General features: G+C 74.3%; 15 protein-coding genes. 6 read left to right on the top strand and 9 right to left on the bottom strand.

All coding sequences use genetic code 11. The annotated features are described in order from the left end of the window. The first annotated feature begins 1 nt into the window (after position 1). Positions 2-2221 (top strand): hydantoinase/oxoprolinase family protein, encoded by a 2220-nt coding sequence (locus SERN_RS05550; protein WP_332888466.1) that lies wholly within the window; start codon positions 2-4, stop codon positions 2219-2221. Next, the gene (locus tag SERN_RS05545) at positions 2205-4187 is read left to right on the top strand and encodes a hydantoinase B/oxoprolinase family protein (protein WP_135849150.1); all 1983 of its coding nucleotides are present in this window, start codon (positions 2205-2207) and stop codon (positions 4185-4187) included. Before SERN_RS05550 ends, SERN_RS05545 begins: the two co-directional genes overlap by 17 nt. A gap of 171 nt (positions 4188-4358) precedes the next feature. Here SERN_RS05545 and SERN_RS15260 read toward each other — a convergent pair whose 3' ends face one another. Both SERN_RS15260 and SERN_RS05535 read right to left on the bottom strand, forming a co-directional pair. Continuing rightward, positions 4359-4496: a hypothetical protein gene (locus SERN_RS15260; protein ID WP_158292574.1), complete on the bottom strand. Its 138-nt coding sequence runs from the start codon at positions 4494-4496 to the stop codon at positions 4359-4361. Positions 4497-4770: 274 nt separating this feature from the next. After that, on the bottom strand, positions 4771-5163 hold the full coding sequence (locus tag SERN_RS05535) for an SRPBCC family protein (RefSeq protein ID WP_199241524.1): 393 nt from the start codon (positions 5161-5163) through the stop codon (positions 4771-4773). A gap of 208 nt (positions 5164-5371) precedes the next feature. On the opposite strand from SERN_RS05535, the gene SERN_RS05530 reads away from it, so the two are divergent. After that, on the top strand, positions 5372-6178 hold the full coding sequence (locus SERN_RS05530) for an excalibur calcium-binding domain-containing protein (protein ID WP_158292573.1): 807 nt from the start codon (positions 5372-5374) through the stop codon (positions 6176-6178). 12 nt (positions 6179-6190) lie between these two features. On the opposite strand, the gene SERN_RS05525 is transcribed toward SERN_RS05530, so the two are convergent. Both SERN_RS05525 and SERN_RS05520 read right to left on the bottom strand, forming a co-directional pair. Continuing rightward, positions 6191-6595 carry a type II toxin-antitoxin system VapC family toxin gene (locus tag SERN_RS05525; protein ID WP_135849148.1) on the bottom strand — a complete coding sequence of 135 codons (405 nt, stop codon included), beginning with the start codon at positions 6593-6595 and terminating at the stop codon, positions 6191-6193. A 3-nt stretch (positions 6596-6598) separates the two neighbouring features. Continuing rightward, positions 6599-6880: a hypothetical protein gene (locus SERN_RS05520; RefSeq protein WP_199241523.1), complete on the bottom strand. Its 282-nt coding sequence runs from the start codon at positions 6878-6880 to the stop codon at positions 6599-6601. Between the two features lie 120 nt (positions 6881-7000). Here SERN_RS05520 and SERN_RS05515 point away from each other — a divergent pair, with 120 nt between their 5' ends. The 3 genes from SERN_RS05515 (at position 7001) to SERN_RS05505 (ending at position 8924) form a co-directional block, all read left to right on the top strand. Next, complete coding sequence (locus SERN_RS05515; RefSeq protein WP_135849147.1) at positions 7001-7468, top strand: hypothetical protein; 468 nt, start codon at positions 7001-7003, stop codon at positions 7466-7468. A gap of 60 nt (positions 7469-7528) precedes the next feature. Beyond that, positions 7529-8191, top strand: a complete 663-nt coding sequence (locus SERN_RS05510) for a rhomboid family intramembrane serine protease (RefSeq protein WP_199241522.1) — start codon at positions 7529-7531, stop codon at positions 8189-8191. A 202-nt stretch (positions 8192-8393) separates the two neighbouring features. Next, entirely contained in the window at positions 8394-8924 is a 531-nt protein-coding gene (locus SERN_RS05505) for a flavin reductase family protein (protein WP_135849146.1), read from the top strand. Between the two features lie 23 nt (positions 8925-8947). Here the strand turns inward: SERN_RS05505 and SERN_RS05500 are convergent, their stop codons facing one another. The 5 genes from SERN_RS05500 to SERN_RS05480 all read right to left on the bottom strand — a co-directional run bounded on the left by SERN_RS05500 (position 8948) and on the right by SERN_RS05480 (position 13740). Then, entirely contained in the window at positions 8948-9487 is a 540-nt protein-coding gene (locus SERN_RS05500; protein WP_135849145.1) for a hypothetical protein, read from the bottom strand. Positions 9488-9618: 131 nt separating this feature from the next. Further along, positions 9619-10974 carry a GntP family permease gene (locus SERN_RS05495; protein ID WP_135849144.1) on the bottom strand — a complete coding sequence of 452 codons (1356 nt, stop codon included), beginning with the start codon at positions 10972-10974 and terminating at the stop codon, positions 9619-9621. A gap of 31 nt (positions 10975-11005) precedes the next feature. Continuing rightward, positions 11006-12181, bottom strand: a complete 1176-nt coding sequence (locus SERN_RS05490) for a glycerate kinase (protein ID WP_135849143.1) — start codon at positions 12179-12181, stop codon at positions 11006-11008. 124 nt (positions 12182-12305) lie between these two features. Then, entirely contained in the window at positions 12306-13397 is a 1092-nt protein-coding gene (locus SERN_RS05485) for a sugar diacid recognition domain-containing protein (RefSeq protein WP_135849142.1), read from the bottom strand. A gap of 4 nt (positions 13398-13401) precedes the next feature. Next, positions 13402-13740 (bottom strand): antibiotic biosynthesis monooxygenase family protein, encoded by a 339-nt coding sequence (locus SERN_RS05480; RefSeq protein WP_135849141.1) that lies wholly within the window; start codon positions 13738-13740, stop codon positions 13402-13404. Positions 13741-13749 lie beyond the last annotated feature (9 nt).

Raw genomic sequence — 13749 nt, 5'->3', positions numbered from 1 at the left:
CATCACCAGCTCAGCCGCTCCCCCGTCGCCCGCCTCGGCAACGACGCCCGCGCCTCTCGCCCGACGGTGGCGCATCGGCGTCGACGTCGGTGGCACGTTCACCGACCTGGTCGCCGTCCCGGGCGACGGGCGCTCCCACGACCTCGCCCACCTGGTGGCGCACAAGGTCGCGAGCACGCCGCAGGACCCGGCCCGCGCCGTCGAGCAGGGGCTGCGCGACCTGCTGGGCCTCGGGGTCGCGGCGGCCGACGTCGCCTCGATCACCCACGGCACCACGATCGGGCTGAACGCGATCCTGCAGCGCCGGGTCGCGCGCGTGGCGGTGCTGACCTCGCGCGGGCACCGCGACCTCGTGCACATCGGCCGCGCCCGGCTGCCGCGCTCGTTCGACCTGCACGCGACGCCGCCGCGCCCCGTCGTCGACCGCGACCAGGTGGTCGAGATCGACCTGCGCTTCACGCCCGACGGCGCCCCCGTGGGCGCGTCGGTCACGCGCGACTCCGTGGCCTACCGCGCGGCCCGCGAGGCCCTGGTCGCGACCGCCGCCGACGCCGTCACGGTGTGCCTGGTCGGCGGCTACGCGGCGCCCGAGCGCGAGGCCGAGCTCGCCGACCTGCTCGCCGCCGACCTCGGCGTGCCCGTGACGTCGGCCGGGGCGCTGTGGCCCGAGGCCGGGGAGTACGAGCGCACGGCGCTGGCCGTGCTCGACGCCCAGATCCGCCCGCTCATGACGTCCTACCTGACCTCGCTGCGCGAGCGCGTGGCCGGGATCGGCCTGACGGCACCGCTGTTCATCTCGACGTCGAACGGCGGCTCAGTCTCGTTCGCCGACGCGATCGCGCGCCCCGTCGTCACGGTTCTCTCCGGACCCGCCTCGGGCGTCGCGGCCGCCGGGCTGCTGTGGCCCGACACCGACCTCGTCACGTTCGACATGGGCGGCACGAGCAGCGACATCGGCGTCGTGGGCGCAGGCCGGCCCGCCGTCACCACCGGCACGACCATCGGCGACCACCCCCTGACGATGCCCGTGGTCGACGTCGAGGCGATCGGGGCCGGCGGCGGCTCCGTCGCGTGGGTGGACACCTCGGGCGAGGTCGCGGCGCTGCGCGTCGGCCCCCGCAGCGTGGGCGCCCATCCCGGCCCGGTCGCCTACGGCCTCGGCGGCACCGAACCCTCGCTGACCGACGCCTACGTGCACGCGGGCGCACTGGCCGACGGCGCGTTCCTCGAGGGCCGGATGCGGCTCGACGCGCCCGCCGCGACGGCCGCCCTCACCGTCCTGGCCGAGGCGCTGGACGACGACGTGCCGGACGCGAGCGCCGCCGTCGACGCCGCGCTGCGCACCGCCACCGCCGGCATGTCCACGCGCGTGCGCACCGTGCTCGCGCGCCACGGCGAGGTGCCGGACGCGTTCACGTTCGTCGCGTTCGGCGGCGCCGGCGGCACGCACTCCGCTCTGCTCGCGCGCGACCTCGGCGTGCGCCGCGTCATCGTCCCGACGGCGGCCGCCACGTTCTGCGCGCTCGGCGCGGCCCTCGCGCCCGTGCGTCGGGACCTGGTGCGCTCGCTGCGCGCGCGGGCCGACGAGGTCGGCATCGCGGAGATCTCCGCGGTGGCGGGAGCCGTGGTCGCCGAGGCCCTGGCGTGGTGGCACGAGCAGGGCGCGGGGGCCGACGGCGACGTCGTGCTCGCCGTCGACGCGCGCTACGACGGGCAGCCGACCACGCTGACGGTCGAGGTGCTGACCGGCGGGACGGCCCGACTCGACGCCGACGGCGTCGCCCTGCCGGAGCCCGCGGCGCTGCGCGCGGCGTTCGGGCAGGCGCACGAGCGGTACCACGGCTTCGCGGACGACGGCGCGCCCGTGCTCGTCGAGGCCGTGCGCGTGGCCGTCAGCGGGCGCCAGGGCGAGGTGCGGACGCGCTCCGGCGGGCGCGTGCTCGCCGAGGTCGGGCGGCGCGAGCTGCGCCTGGACGGGCGCTGGCACGACGCGGCGGTGCTCGCCGTCGTGAGCGGTGACGAGGCGGCGGACGCGCCCGCGGCGCCCGGTGCGGGCGCCGCCGTGGCGGGACCCGCCGTCGTGGAGAAGGGCGACACGAGCGTGCTCGTGCCGCCGGGCTGGAGCGTGCGCGTGGCCGACTCCGGCGACCTGCTGCTCGCCCCCGTTGCTCCCTCGAACGAGACCGACCCCCTGGAGGTGCCCCGTGCTGTCGGTGCTTGAGCGCGAGCTGGGCCAGACGCGGCTCGTCGCCGCGACCGAGGAGATGAGCCTGGCGCTGCAGCGCGCCAGCCGCAGCCTGTACGTGCGCGAGACGGCGGACTTCGCGTGCGCCGTCGCCGACTCCTCCGGCCGGTTCATCGCCTACCCGCAGGGGATCGGGGTGTCGGGCTTCGTCGGCCTGGACGTGTCCGAGGCCGTGCGCGTGGTGCGCCAGCGCGAGGGGCTGGCGCCCGGTGACGTGATCCTGACGAACGACCCGTACACGTCCGGAGCGCTGTCGACCCACCTGCCCGACGTGCACGCGATCGCGCCGTACTTCGAGGGCGAGGAGGTCGTCGGCTACGGCTGGACGTTCATCCACGTGTCCGACGTCGGGGGGCGCGTGCCGTCCTCCGTCAGCGTCCGCAACGACACGGTGTTCGCCGAGGGGCTGCGGATCCCGCCCGTGAAGTACGTCGAGGCGGGGCGGCGCGTGCCCGCCGTCGAGGCGTTCCTGCGCGCGAACTCGCGCGCCCCCGAGCAGAACGACGGCGACCTGCAGGCCATGCTCGCAGCGCTGGACCGCGGGCGCGCCCGCGTGGCCGAGCTGGTCGCCGACCACCCGGGCGGGCTCGACGAGATCGGCGCGCACGCGCGGGCGCAGACGGCGGCGCGCGCCCGCCGCGCGCTGGGCCGGCTGGCCGACGGCACCTACCGGTTCGAGGACTACCTCGACAACGACGCCGTGAGCGACCTGCCCCTGCGGATCGCGGTGCGGGCGACGGTCGCCGACGGCCACCTGGACCTCGACTTCACGGGCACGGACCCGCAGGTCGAGGCCGCGCTGAACATGGTCACGCAGGGGCGCGCGCACTCGTGGGTGCTGACGCGGTTGTTCGCGCTGGTCGGGACGCTCGATCCCGACGTCCCGCTGAACGGCGGGCTGATGGACGTCGTGACGTTCCACGCGCCCGAGGGCAGCGTGCTCAACGCCGTCGAACCGGCGGCGGTCGGGGTGCGGCACGCGACGGTCTCGCGCGTGAACGACGTCGTCTCCGGCGCCCTGGTGCAGGCCGCGCCGGACGTGCTCCCGGCCGCCTCGAGCGGGCTCGTGGTGCCGGTCGTGTTCGCACCGCGCGCGAGCGGGCCGGGCAAGAACCTGCAGGTGGTCGAACCGATGGTCGGCGGGACCGGCGGTCGCCGCGGCGCCGACGGGCTCGACGGTCGTGACAGCGGCATCTCCAACCTCGCCAACAACCCGGTCGAGACGGTCGAGGCGGCGATCGGCGTGCGCGTGCTGCGCTACGCGGTGCGACCGGACTCCGCCGGACCGGGGCGGTGGCGCGGCGGCAGCGGTCTCGAGCTCGAGTTCGAGGCGCTGGAGCCGGGCACGCTGCTGGCGCGCGGCCTCGAGCGCACGCGGTTCCAGCCGTGGGGCGCCGCCGGTGGCGGGCCCGGCGCGGTCACGGAGCTGCTGATCAACCGCGGGCGCCCGGACGAGCAGCGGCTCGTCGTGGTCGACACGGTGCCCCTCGAGGTGGGCGACACGGTGACGCTGCGGACGGCCGGGGCCGGCGGCTACGGGGACCCGTTCCTGCGCCCGGCCCCTCTCGTGCTGGCGGACGTGCTGGCGCAGCTCGTCTCGGCCGAGGCGGGAGAGCGCGACTACGGCGTGCGCGTGACAGGCGGTGCCGTGGACGAGGCGGCGACGGCAGAGCTGCGCGGCGCCTCCCGGCCGGAGCCGTCGTGGTGGGGCCGCGGCGCGGCGCGCGAGCGCTGGGACGCGGTGTTCCCGCGCGAGCTGCTCGACGAGCTGGACGTGCACCTGCGGACGCTGGCGCCGCTGGATCGCGCGCCCCGCCGTCGGGCGCTGCTGCACGAGGTGCTGGCCACCCTCCCGGACGGCTTCCCCCGTGGGCCGGCCGACGCCTCGCTGCTGGCGGAGGCACGCGCCCAGGCCGCCCGCCTCGTCGCCGCCCTCCCCTGACCATTCGCGAGGCACTTTGGGGCGTTCGCGAGGCACTTTCGGGCGTTCCCGAGGCACTTTGGGGCGTTCGCGAGGTACTTTCCGGGCGGTGACTCACCTGCCCGACCCCGGGAGCGAACGCCATCGGCCCGTGGTCGGGTCGGTGTCACCGGGAGAGGTGTGGCGGCACGCTCAGGAGAACAGTGGCGAGATGAGGCTGCCGACCCAGGTCGCCACCCAGCCCACGACGATCCACGTCACGATCGCCATCACGACGAGGAGCAGACCGAACGCTGCGTAGTCGGCGGGACCCTTGGGGTTGGTCTTCATTCCGGTCCCATCAGTGCGCAAAACAATCGAGGGCTTGGCAGGTGCGTTCCATCTCCGGCTCGCCTCCGTGACCTTCGGTCTCGACGACGTGCAGCTCGCGCTCGACGTCCAGGCCCCGTGCAGCTTCCACGGTGTGGTGACGGGTCCGCTGATGTCGCGACGGCCGTGCATCAGTATGCCCGGGATGGTCGCGAGCTCTCCCGCTCGCCCGAGGACGCCGGCACGCGACCTCCGTCCGTCGCGGCCGGGTACGGCCTGGCGACGTACCGCGAGCTCAGCGCCCCTCGACCAGGCCGGCCAGGCGCTCGAGGTCGGCCTCGACCGCGGCGCAGTCGCGCTCGAACTCTTCGTCCGTGAGGTCGAGCTGGCGCACCGTGAAAACGATCTCGGCGCCGTCGGGGTGCGCCAGCACGCGCACCGGGTTCGTTACGGTCTCCCCCGAGGGCAGCACGACGTCGTGGTCGATCACGCCGAGGTCGTTGCGCGGCACGAACCGCACGCGCACCCGGCCCATGGGCGAGTCGACGAGGAGGTCGTCGCCGTCGCGCGTCACGTCCGCGGTCGCCAGGCCGGCGGCCCACTCCGCGAGGCGGTCGGGATCGGAGGCGACGGCGTGCACGACGGCGGGGCTCGCCGCGATCACGCGGCTCAGGTGGCGGGAGCGCATGGTCGATCATGACAGCGACATCCAGGTTCCCGCGAGGGCCGCCGGCCCCGCTGTGCTTGTAGAGCGCAAACGATTAGATAACAATTTCGGAATTGCCTCGGAATGGCCTCGGCGGCGGACTCGCGGGCCCTACTGTGAGCGCTGCCAGTGTTGGCAGGAAGCGCTCGACGTCGAGAACTTCACCCCTCTCTCGACAGGATCGGTCGCCATGCCCCAGAACAGCTCCGTCACGCCCGGTTGGTACCCCGACGGCTCGGGTTCCCAGCGCTACTGGGACGGCACCGACTGGACCGACCACACCGTCGAGCTCCAGGCGACCACCGCAGCCGGCGGAGCCGCGGCCGGGGCGGCGGCCGGTGCCGCGTCGGCCACCCGCACCCCCTCGCGCACGCGACGCCACGCGACGACGGCGGGAGTCGGCGTCCTCGGGCTGATCCTCGGCCTGATGTTTGGCAGCGTCGGTGGCGACGCGTCGAAGCCCGAGCTGCTCGAGACGCAGGAGGAGCTCACCTCCACGACCACCGCGCTCGAGGAGCAGAGCGCCCTCCTGGTCACGGCCGAGGAGGAGCGGGACACCGCCGAGGGCCGCGTCGTCGAGCTGGAGCTCGTCGCGGCCGAGAACACCGAGGCCGCGCAGGCCACGGCCGACCTCGAGGTCGCCCAGACCACCCGTACCGAGGAGCTCGACACCCGCGAGGCCGATCTGGCCGCGCGGGAGACCGCCGTCGGGACGCGGGAGACCGAGGTCGGCACGCGCGAGGTCGACGTCACCGGCCGCGAGGAGACCGTCACGACGCGCGAGGCGTCCGTGCCCGCGCAGCGCCAGGCGGCCGCCCCCGCGGCACCCGCCGCACCGGCCCCCGCCGCCGTCGCGCCTGCCGCGCCCGCGCCCTCCAACACCTACTTCAAGAACTGTGACGCCGCCCGAGCCGCCGGTGCGGCCCCGGTCCGCACCGGGGACCCCGGCTACGGCACGCACCTGGACCGCGACCGCGACGGCGTCGGCTGCGAGTAGTGGCGCGGGAGGTCAGGACCCTGGCGCCCGACGCCGGAGCCCGGGCACGCCGTCGAAGTCGGCGTCGGGCGTGACGATCTCGACGAAGCCGGCGACCAGTGCGGTCGCCGCGTGGACGGCGTCCCGGCCACCGAGCGAGCTCTCGCCGACGAGGTCGAGCATGCGCAGGACGACGGTGTCGTCGCAGGCGTGCACGTGGCACAGGTCGCGGACGTCGCGCACGAGGGCGACGGCGTCGCCACGCTCACCCCTCCTCATCCGGTGGAACAGCAGCTCCTGGAGCGCCTCGACGCTCACGTGCACCTCGAGCTCACCGCGTTCCGCGCGGTGGAGGTAGCTGCGGCACGCGGTGCGCAGCGGGTGATCGCCGCCGACGGCCAGCGCGAGCACCGCGGTGTCGAGGAAGACGCGCGTCACGCGTCAGTCTTTCGAGGGAAGGGTGACGGCACCCGCGGCGACGACGGCGGCCTTGGACTCGGCCCAGTCCGGTTCGACGCCGGCGCTCGGGACCGCCGTCGCGTCGAGAAGTCGACGGGCCGCCGCCGCTCGGGCATCGCCACCGCCGGCCGTGGAGAAGTGCAGGTCGATGGCCGCGCGGACGATCGATCCGACCGATCGCCCCGTCACCGCCGACTCCGACTCCAACCGGCGGAAGCGCTCGTCGTCGAGCAGCACCTGCAATCGCTTCTCCAGGAGTGCCATACGACCAGGCTACCTGTGCAGGTATGCACAGGTGCCTCGATCCTGGGCAGGAGGGACGGTCATCCACAGGGAGTCCGCCGCGTCCCCCACCCGCCGGGCCACGGCGCTAGCGTCAGCCGGGTGAGCTACCCACCGAATCCGAACTGGCAGGATCCGCACTGGCCGCAGGCGCAGGCGGTCCCGTACCAGCCCGGCTTCGGCCAGCCCGGCCCGCCCCCGGTGGCCTCACCGTTCCTCGTCCAGCTCGGCGACCTCCGCGTCACGCACACCGAGATCGTCACCCCGTCCGGCTCGATGTCGCTGACCGAGGCCGACGTGTGGGTGGTCGACCAGACGATCGCCACCCAGAAGACCCCGACCTGGGCCGTCGTGATGGCGGTGATCACCGCGTGGTTCGCCCTGCTCGGTCTGCTGTTCCTCCTGGCGAAGGAGCCGGTGGTCCAGGGGTACGTCATCGTCACGGTGGAGTCCGGCGGGCGGCGCCACGTCATGCACGTGCCGATCGCGAACGCCGCCCAGCGGGCCGACGTCATGCAGCGCGCCGCCTACATCCAGCAGCTCGCGACCTACGCGCGGCAGCAGCACTGACGAGACCGGGTCAGGACCCGGGCGCCCCACGGACCTGCTCCGAGTTCGTAGGCTCGGTGCATGAGCGACCTGTTCCGCACCAAGACGCCCGCCCCGGTCGCCGCGCGCCGTCGGGCTCCCCTGACGACCGCGACGCTCAAGGCCTCGGCCGTGACCGTCGGCGCCCTGGCCGGCCTCATGGTCGTGCTCCAGGTGCTCAACTCCCTCTCCGGCGCGGCCCTCACGCGGAACCTCGGCATCCACCCGCGCAGCGGCGACGGTCTGCTCGGGATCGTGTTCGCGCCCCTGCTCCACGGTTCGTGGACGCACCTGTGGGCCAACCTCGTGCTCGTGCTGATTCTCGGCTTCCTCGTGATGCTCGGCGGCGCGCGGCAGTTCGTCGGCGTCACCGCCGTCGTCTGGATCGTCAGCGGCCTCGGCGTGTGGCTCACCGCTCCGTCGAACTCCGTGACCATCGGCGCCTCGGTGCTCGTGTTCGGCTGGCTCGCCTACCTCGTGGTCCGCGGCGTGTTCACGCGCGACGGCTGGCAGATCGCCCTCGGCCTCGTGCTGCTGGTGCTGTGGGGCAGCATGTTCTGGACCGGGATCGCGGGCGCCGCGTTCGGCCCGGGCCAGGTCTCCTGGCAGGGCCACCTGTTCGGCGCGATCGGCGGCGTCCTCGCCGCGTTCCTCGTCGCACGGGCCGACGGCGGAGCCCGTCGCCCGCTCCTGCCCCGCCGGTAGCGAAGCCTGGCCCGACGGCGTCCGATCGCCCAGCGTCGAGACTCCCGTCTCGCACGGCGAGACTCGTGCGGGGCAGTCCCGGCGCCGTCGACCGCCTGCCACCCACGGTTGCCCAGTGCGTGGACCGTCGCGCGCACCGCCGTCGGCCCACCACGCTCCCCCGCAGGATCGGGACAACCCTGACCCCGTCCCCTGGAGCACCGTGACCACGCAGACCACCCCGCTCACCACGCCCGCGCCGATCGCCCCCGCGGCGTTCCGCGAGCTGTTCCGCCACCACCCCAACGGCGTCGCCGTCATCACGACGGCGGGCGCGCACGGCCCCGTGGGCTTCACCGCCACGTCGGTGGTGTCGATCTCGGCCGACCCGCCCCTGCTGGCGTTCTCGATCACCGACACCTCCTCGTCCTGGCCGGCGGTCCGGGAGGCGAGCTCCGTCGTCGTGCACCTGCTCGACACCCGCCACCGCGACCTGTCCCAAACCTTCGCCACGAGCGGCATCAACCGGTTCGCGCAGCACGCCTGGCGCGAGCTGCCGAGCGGTGAGCCGCTACTGACCGACGTCGGCACGTGGAGCCGCGGCACGGTCGTGCACCGGCTAGGCGCGGGTGGCAGCACCGTGGTGCTGGTGGAGGTGACCGAGGTCGTCACCGCGAGCGAGCGGGAGCCGCTGGTCTACCACGACCGGCACTACCACTCGATCTCACCGCTGTCGGTGGTGCGGCCGCGCTGAGGAGCCGGCCCGACCCGGACGGCTCAGCGGCCGACGAGGTCAGCGGCGGGGATCCTGCAGCTGGCGATCGGCTGACCGGAGATCTCCAGCGTGGCCAGGAGGGTCCGGCCGGGCGGATTCAGGAGCTCGTCGCGGTCGAGCGGCATCTGGAGCCAGACGTGGCCGGCCTCGCTCTGCTCCGAGGTGACGTAGCGCCCGACCTCGCCCGTGAGTTCGATGGCGAGCGACGCCCCCGGATCGATCCCCGACGGGTCCGGATCCCACTGCCACAGCATCGACAGCACGACCGGTCCCTCGCCCGTCGCGCCGTACTGCGCGTTCGCCAACCAGATCGCGCCGCCGGGCTCGTCCGTGGTCTCGCACCAGGTCAGCTCGCCCTGGTACGGCTCCATCGACACCCAGTGCGGGGCGACGCTCCTCGAGAACCAGACCCCGAAGCCGGTCGCGGCCAGCGCGACGAGCACCAGGGCGATGAGCCAGGCGCGCGAGGCGCGCCACAGCGACCGGGCGCCCTGCCTGCCAAGGTGCTCGGGCGGCACCTGGTCGGCCTGCGGGAGGGTCATGGTCCAGATCATTCCAGCCGCGCGCGGCGCTCCCGGGCCACCGGCGAACAACGGGGTGGATCGGCGGCGTCACGCGCCGCCGATCCACCCCGCAAGGCCGTCGGCCCGGCCCGGGGCCGAACCTCAGCCCCTCACAGCAGGACCAGGCTCAGCACCCAGATCGTCGCGAACGCCGCGACGCCCTCGATCGCCGTCGCCACGGTCAGCGTCCGGTACGCCGTCGCCACCGGGATGCGGCTCAGCCGCGAGACCACCCAGAAGTAGGAGTCGTTGGCGTGCGAGACGACCATCGCGCCGGCGCCGACCGCCAGCACCGCGAGCGCCGCACCCATCTCCGTGCCGAGGCCGATCGAGCCGAGCAGCGGGGCCACCAGCGCCGACGTCGTCACCATCGAGACCGTGGAGGAGCCCTGCGCGGTCTTGAGCGCGGCCGCGATGAGGAACGGCACCGCCAGGCCGATGCCGAGCCCGGAGAGGCTGCCACCGAGGACGTCCATGAGAGGCGACGCCGCGAGCACGGCGCCGAACGAGGCACCGGCCGCGGTGATGAGCAGGATGGGCGCGGAGACGCGGATCGCGTCGTCGATCTGGCTGTTGAACGAGACGAGCTTGCCGTTGCCCTGCAGCAGAGCGGCGGCGGCGAGCAGGCCGATGATCAGGGCGATGACCGGCGTCCCGACGAACGAGAGCACCTCGAACGCGACACCCTCACCGATCGGACGGCTGGGGATCTTCGCGATCGACGCGCCGCAGATGAGCACGAGAGGCAGCAGGATCGGCAGGAACGCGGGGAACGCCTTCGGGAGCACGCCGTAGGCGGCGCGCAGCTCCTCGTAGGACTTGTCGATCTCGTCGTCGTCCTCGGTCGGCACGAGGTCGACCGGCTTGTGCAGGAAGCGGTTGGCGAAGAGCATCGCCGCGAGCGCCGCGACGGCCGCGACCGGGAGGCCGAGCGCGATCAGCAGCCCGAGGTTCTCCACGCCGAGCTCGGAGGCTGCAGCGAGCGGGCCCGGCGTCGGCGGCACGAGGGTGTGCGTGGCGTACAGACCGGTCATCAGCGCGATCGAGGTGGCGAGCGTGGAGACGCCGGTGCGCACCGTGATCGCCTTGCGCAGGCTGTTGAGGATCACGTAGCCGGAGTCGCAGAACACCGGGATCGAAACGATGTAGCCGATCACCGTCATCGTGAGGTTCGGGAAGCGGGTGCCGATCAGCTTGATGAGCGCGTCGGCCATGGCGATGGCCGCACCCGACCGCTCGAGGATCACCCCGATCATCGTTCCGAAGAGGATGACCAGGCCGATGTTGCCGAGCGTGCCGCCGAACGCCGTCGTGATCGTCGACAGGATGTCGGCCATCGGGATCCGGTAGGCGAACGCTCCGAGCAGCGCCGCTCCGAGCAGCGCCAGCACGGGGCTGACCTTCCAGCGCGCCGTGACGAGCACGATGCCCGCCACGAGCGCGATCAGGATGAGGATGTCGAGCATGGGAAGGCTCCTTTGCCTGGGGTTTCGGTGGTCAGAGACCGAGGAGTCGGGTGACGGTGGCCGCCGCGTAGGCGATGTCGTCGGCGGTCGTGGCAGTGAGCTCGGCCAGCGTGCGGGGGCCGCGCGCCGTCGCGAGCGCCGCGGTGACGCCGTGCTCCCGCATCGCGTCCTGGTCGACGGCGACCTCGCCCGCGATCACGACCACGGGCGCGCCGGACGGCGCGTGGCGGGCGACGGCGTCGACCACCTTGCCGTGCAGCGACTGGTCGTCGAAGCGCCCCTCGCCCGTGAGGACGAGATCGGCGCCGGCGAGGATCGTCTCCAGCCCGAGCGTCTGGGCGACGAGGTCGCTGCCGGCCACCAGCTCGGCGCCGAGCAGCGCGGTGAGCAGGAGCGGCATCCCACCCGCGGCGCCCGTGCCGGGGCGGTCGCGCAGCGTGTCGACGGCGATCCCCACCTCGGCCGCGACGACGTCGGCCAGCCGCGCCAGCCCCGCGTCGAGGAGGGTGACGTCCTCCGGCGTCGCCCCCTTCTGCGGTCCGAAGACGGCTGCCGCACCGCGCGGCCCGCACAGCGGGTTGGTGACGTCGCACGCCACGCGCCAGGTCACCGCGCGAGCCCGGGGGTCGAGGCTCGACAGGTCGATGCGTGCGAGGTTGACGAGGTTGCCGCCGCCGGCCGGCAACACCTCGCCGCGCGCGTCGAGGAAGCGGGCGCCGAGCGCGGCCAGCAGGCCCGTGCCGCCGTCGGTCGTCGCCGATCCGCCGACGCACAGCACGATCTCGCTCGCGCCCTCGTCCAGCAGCCTCGCGGCGATCGTCCCGACGCCGCGCGTGTCCGCCACGAGCGGCTCGAGCGGGCGGTCGGAGACCTGGGGCAGGCCGTTGGCCTCGGCCGCCTCGACGATGCCCGTGCCCGACGGCGAGAGCCCGTACCGCGCCGTCGTCGCCCTGCCGAGGGCGTCCGTCGTGGCGCACGTGCGTGCCCGCTCGCCCCAGGCATCGAGCAGCGCGTCGAGGGTGCCCTCGCCGCCGTCGGCGAGCGGGCTGAGGCGGATCTCGAGGTCGCCGGTGGCGTGCGCGCGGGAGGCGGACTGCACCCCGCGGGCCATGGCGGTGGCGACCTCCAGGGCGGAGACGCTCCCCTTGAAGGAGTCGGGGACGATGGCGACGCGAACACGTCTGCGGGGCTGCTCGTCGGTGGGCATGATGGTGACGCTAGGCGTGGCGCAGGTCACGCGGCTACGGCGAAGCGCCCAGTCATAGCTGCCTCGTGCGGGCCGGATGTGTGCGATCGGCCCTCTCAGCCGCCCTGACGTTCGGGCCGGCGCGTCAGCCCGGTCCGTCGCCGAGCGCCTCGCGCGCCAGCAGCCCGAGCTGCAGCGCCGCCAGCTGGGCCGGCACCCGCGGGTCGAGCCCGGTGCGCTCGCGGATGCGCGTCACGCGCTGGACGAGCGTGTTGCGGTGCACGAACAGAGCGGCGGCGGCCGCGGCCAGGGTCGTCGCCCCGGCCATGGCGCTCACGGTCTCAGCGTCCGACGGCGCCAGTCCCACCACGGTGGCGGCGCGCTGCGCGAGCGAGGCGGGCGGGAGGTGACCGACCCCCAGGAGGAGGGCTGCGGCGTCGTCGACCTCCTGCCCGCCGACCGGGAGGAGCCGCGGGTACCGGGCGAGCGCGCGCAGGTCGACGGCGCGCGCGAGGAGCTGGCCGGGATCGGTCAGGCGCAGCACGCGCAGGCCGCGGGCGCCGTCGACGTTCGGTGCGTGCGGCGCGCGCGTGAGGATCCAGAGCAGGCCGTGCATCACGGCGGCGCGGTGGTGCTCGCGCGAGCTGAGGTCGGCGGCGAGCTGGGACGCGTGCACCGGTGGGGCGCTCGCCGCGGCGCCGTCGGAGGCCGCCTCCGCCCACACGCTCAGCGTCCACGGACCGGTGCCGAGACCCGCCACCCGGAGGAGAGCAGCGGTCTCGCCGGCGTCGAGCCGGCCCGACGTGAGGGCGGCGATGAGCTCGCGTGCCGCCGTCGCCCGCCGCGTGGCGGCGTCGTAGGAGCGCTCCTGCGTGATGAGGAGCTGCACGCCGAGCGCGACGACGGTGGCGAGCTGCCCCACCTCGCGCGGATCACCCGTCACGCCGACGACGCCGACCAGCCTGCCGTCCACGACCAGCGGCTCGTTGACCCCCGGGCGATCGCTCGACCCGACCTCCGGCACGGTCACCGTGACGGCGCGGCCGTCGGCGATCACGCGCAGGGCGGCGTGGTGGAGCGTGCCGATCCGCTCGGGATCCGACGACGCGATGATGACGCCGTGCGCGTCCATCACGTTGACGTGGCGGTCCATCCGCGTCGTGACCGTGTCGACGACGCGCTGCGCCAGCTCGCTGCTGAGCGGTTCGGGGTCGGGCGACGCCGCGGGCGACCTCATCGGGTCAGCTGCTCCCGCCGGCCACCTCGTAGCTCCACACCTCGCTGGCCGTGCCGACGGGGCGCTTCGGGGCCTCGCCCGCACCCTCCCCGGCGCCCTCGGAGGACCCCTGGCGGTGGCTGCGGCCGAACGACTCCGACGTCGTCCACGCCGTGAACGCCTCGGCGTCGCGCCAGCGCGTCAGGACGAGCCAGACCTCGCGGTCATCGGTGGGCTTGAGCAGCTCGAAGCCCTCGAACCCGTCGACGCCGTCGATGGCGCCGACGCGGGCGGCGAACCGCTGAGCGAGCTCGTCGCCGGACTCGCGGGGGACGGTGATGGCGTTGATCCTGATGACGGTCATGCGCCCATC

This window comes from Serinibacter arcticus, from assembly GCF_004786095.1.
In the GTDB taxonomy this organism is placed as follows: domain Bacteria; phylum Actinomycetota; class Actinomycetes; order Actinomycetales; family Beutenbergiaceae; genus Litorihabitans; species Litorihabitans arcticus.
This window is presented reverse-complemented; position numbering and strand designations above follow the sequence as displayed.

What these genes read in the sequence shown, in the direction of transcription:
- SERN_RS15260 (WP_158292574.1), bottom strand. Translation starts at nt 4,496, where the DNA reads ATGAAGACCAACCCCAAGGGTCCCGCCGACTACGCAGCGTTCGGTCTG.
- SERN_RS05535 (WP_199241524.1), bottom strand. Translation starts at nt 5,163, where the DNA reads ATGCGCTCCCGCCACCTGAGCCGCGTGATCGCGGCGAGCCCCGCCGTC.
- SERN_RS05530 (WP_158292573.1), top strand. Translation starts at nt 5,372, where the DNA reads ATGCCCCAGAACAGCTCCGTCACGCCCGGTTGGTACCCCGACGGCTCG.
- SERN_RS05520 (WP_199241523.1), bottom strand. Translation starts at nt 6,880, where the DNA reads ATGGCACTCCTGGAGAAGCGATTGCAGGTGCTGCTCGACGACGAGCGC.
- SERN_RS05510 (WP_199241522.1), top strand. Translation starts at nt 7,529, where the DNA reads ATGAGCGACCTGTTCCGCACCAAGACGCCCGCCCCGGTCGCCGCGCGC.
- SERN_RS05500 (WP_135849145.1), bottom strand. Translation starts at nt 9,487, where the DNA reads ATGACCCTCCCGCAGGCCGACCAGGTGCCGCCCGAGCACCTTGGCAGG.
- SERN_RS05495 (WP_135849144.1), bottom strand. Translation starts at nt 10,974, where the DNA reads ATGCTCGACATCCTCATCCTGATCGCGCTCGTGGCGGGCATCGTGCTC.
- SERN_RS05490 (WP_135849143.1), bottom strand. Translation starts at nt 12,181, where the DNA reads ATGCCCACCGACGAGCAGCCCCGCAGACGTGTTCGCGTCGCCATCGTC.
- SERN_RS05485 (WP_135849142.1), bottom strand. Translation starts at nt 13,397, where the DNA reads ATGAGGTCGCCCGCGGCGTCGCCCGACCCCGAACCGCTCAGCAGCGAG.
- SERN_RS05480 (WP_135849141.1), bottom strand. Translation starts at nt 13,740, where the DNA reads ATGACCGTCATCAGGATCAACGCCATCACCGTCCCCCGCGAGTCCGGC.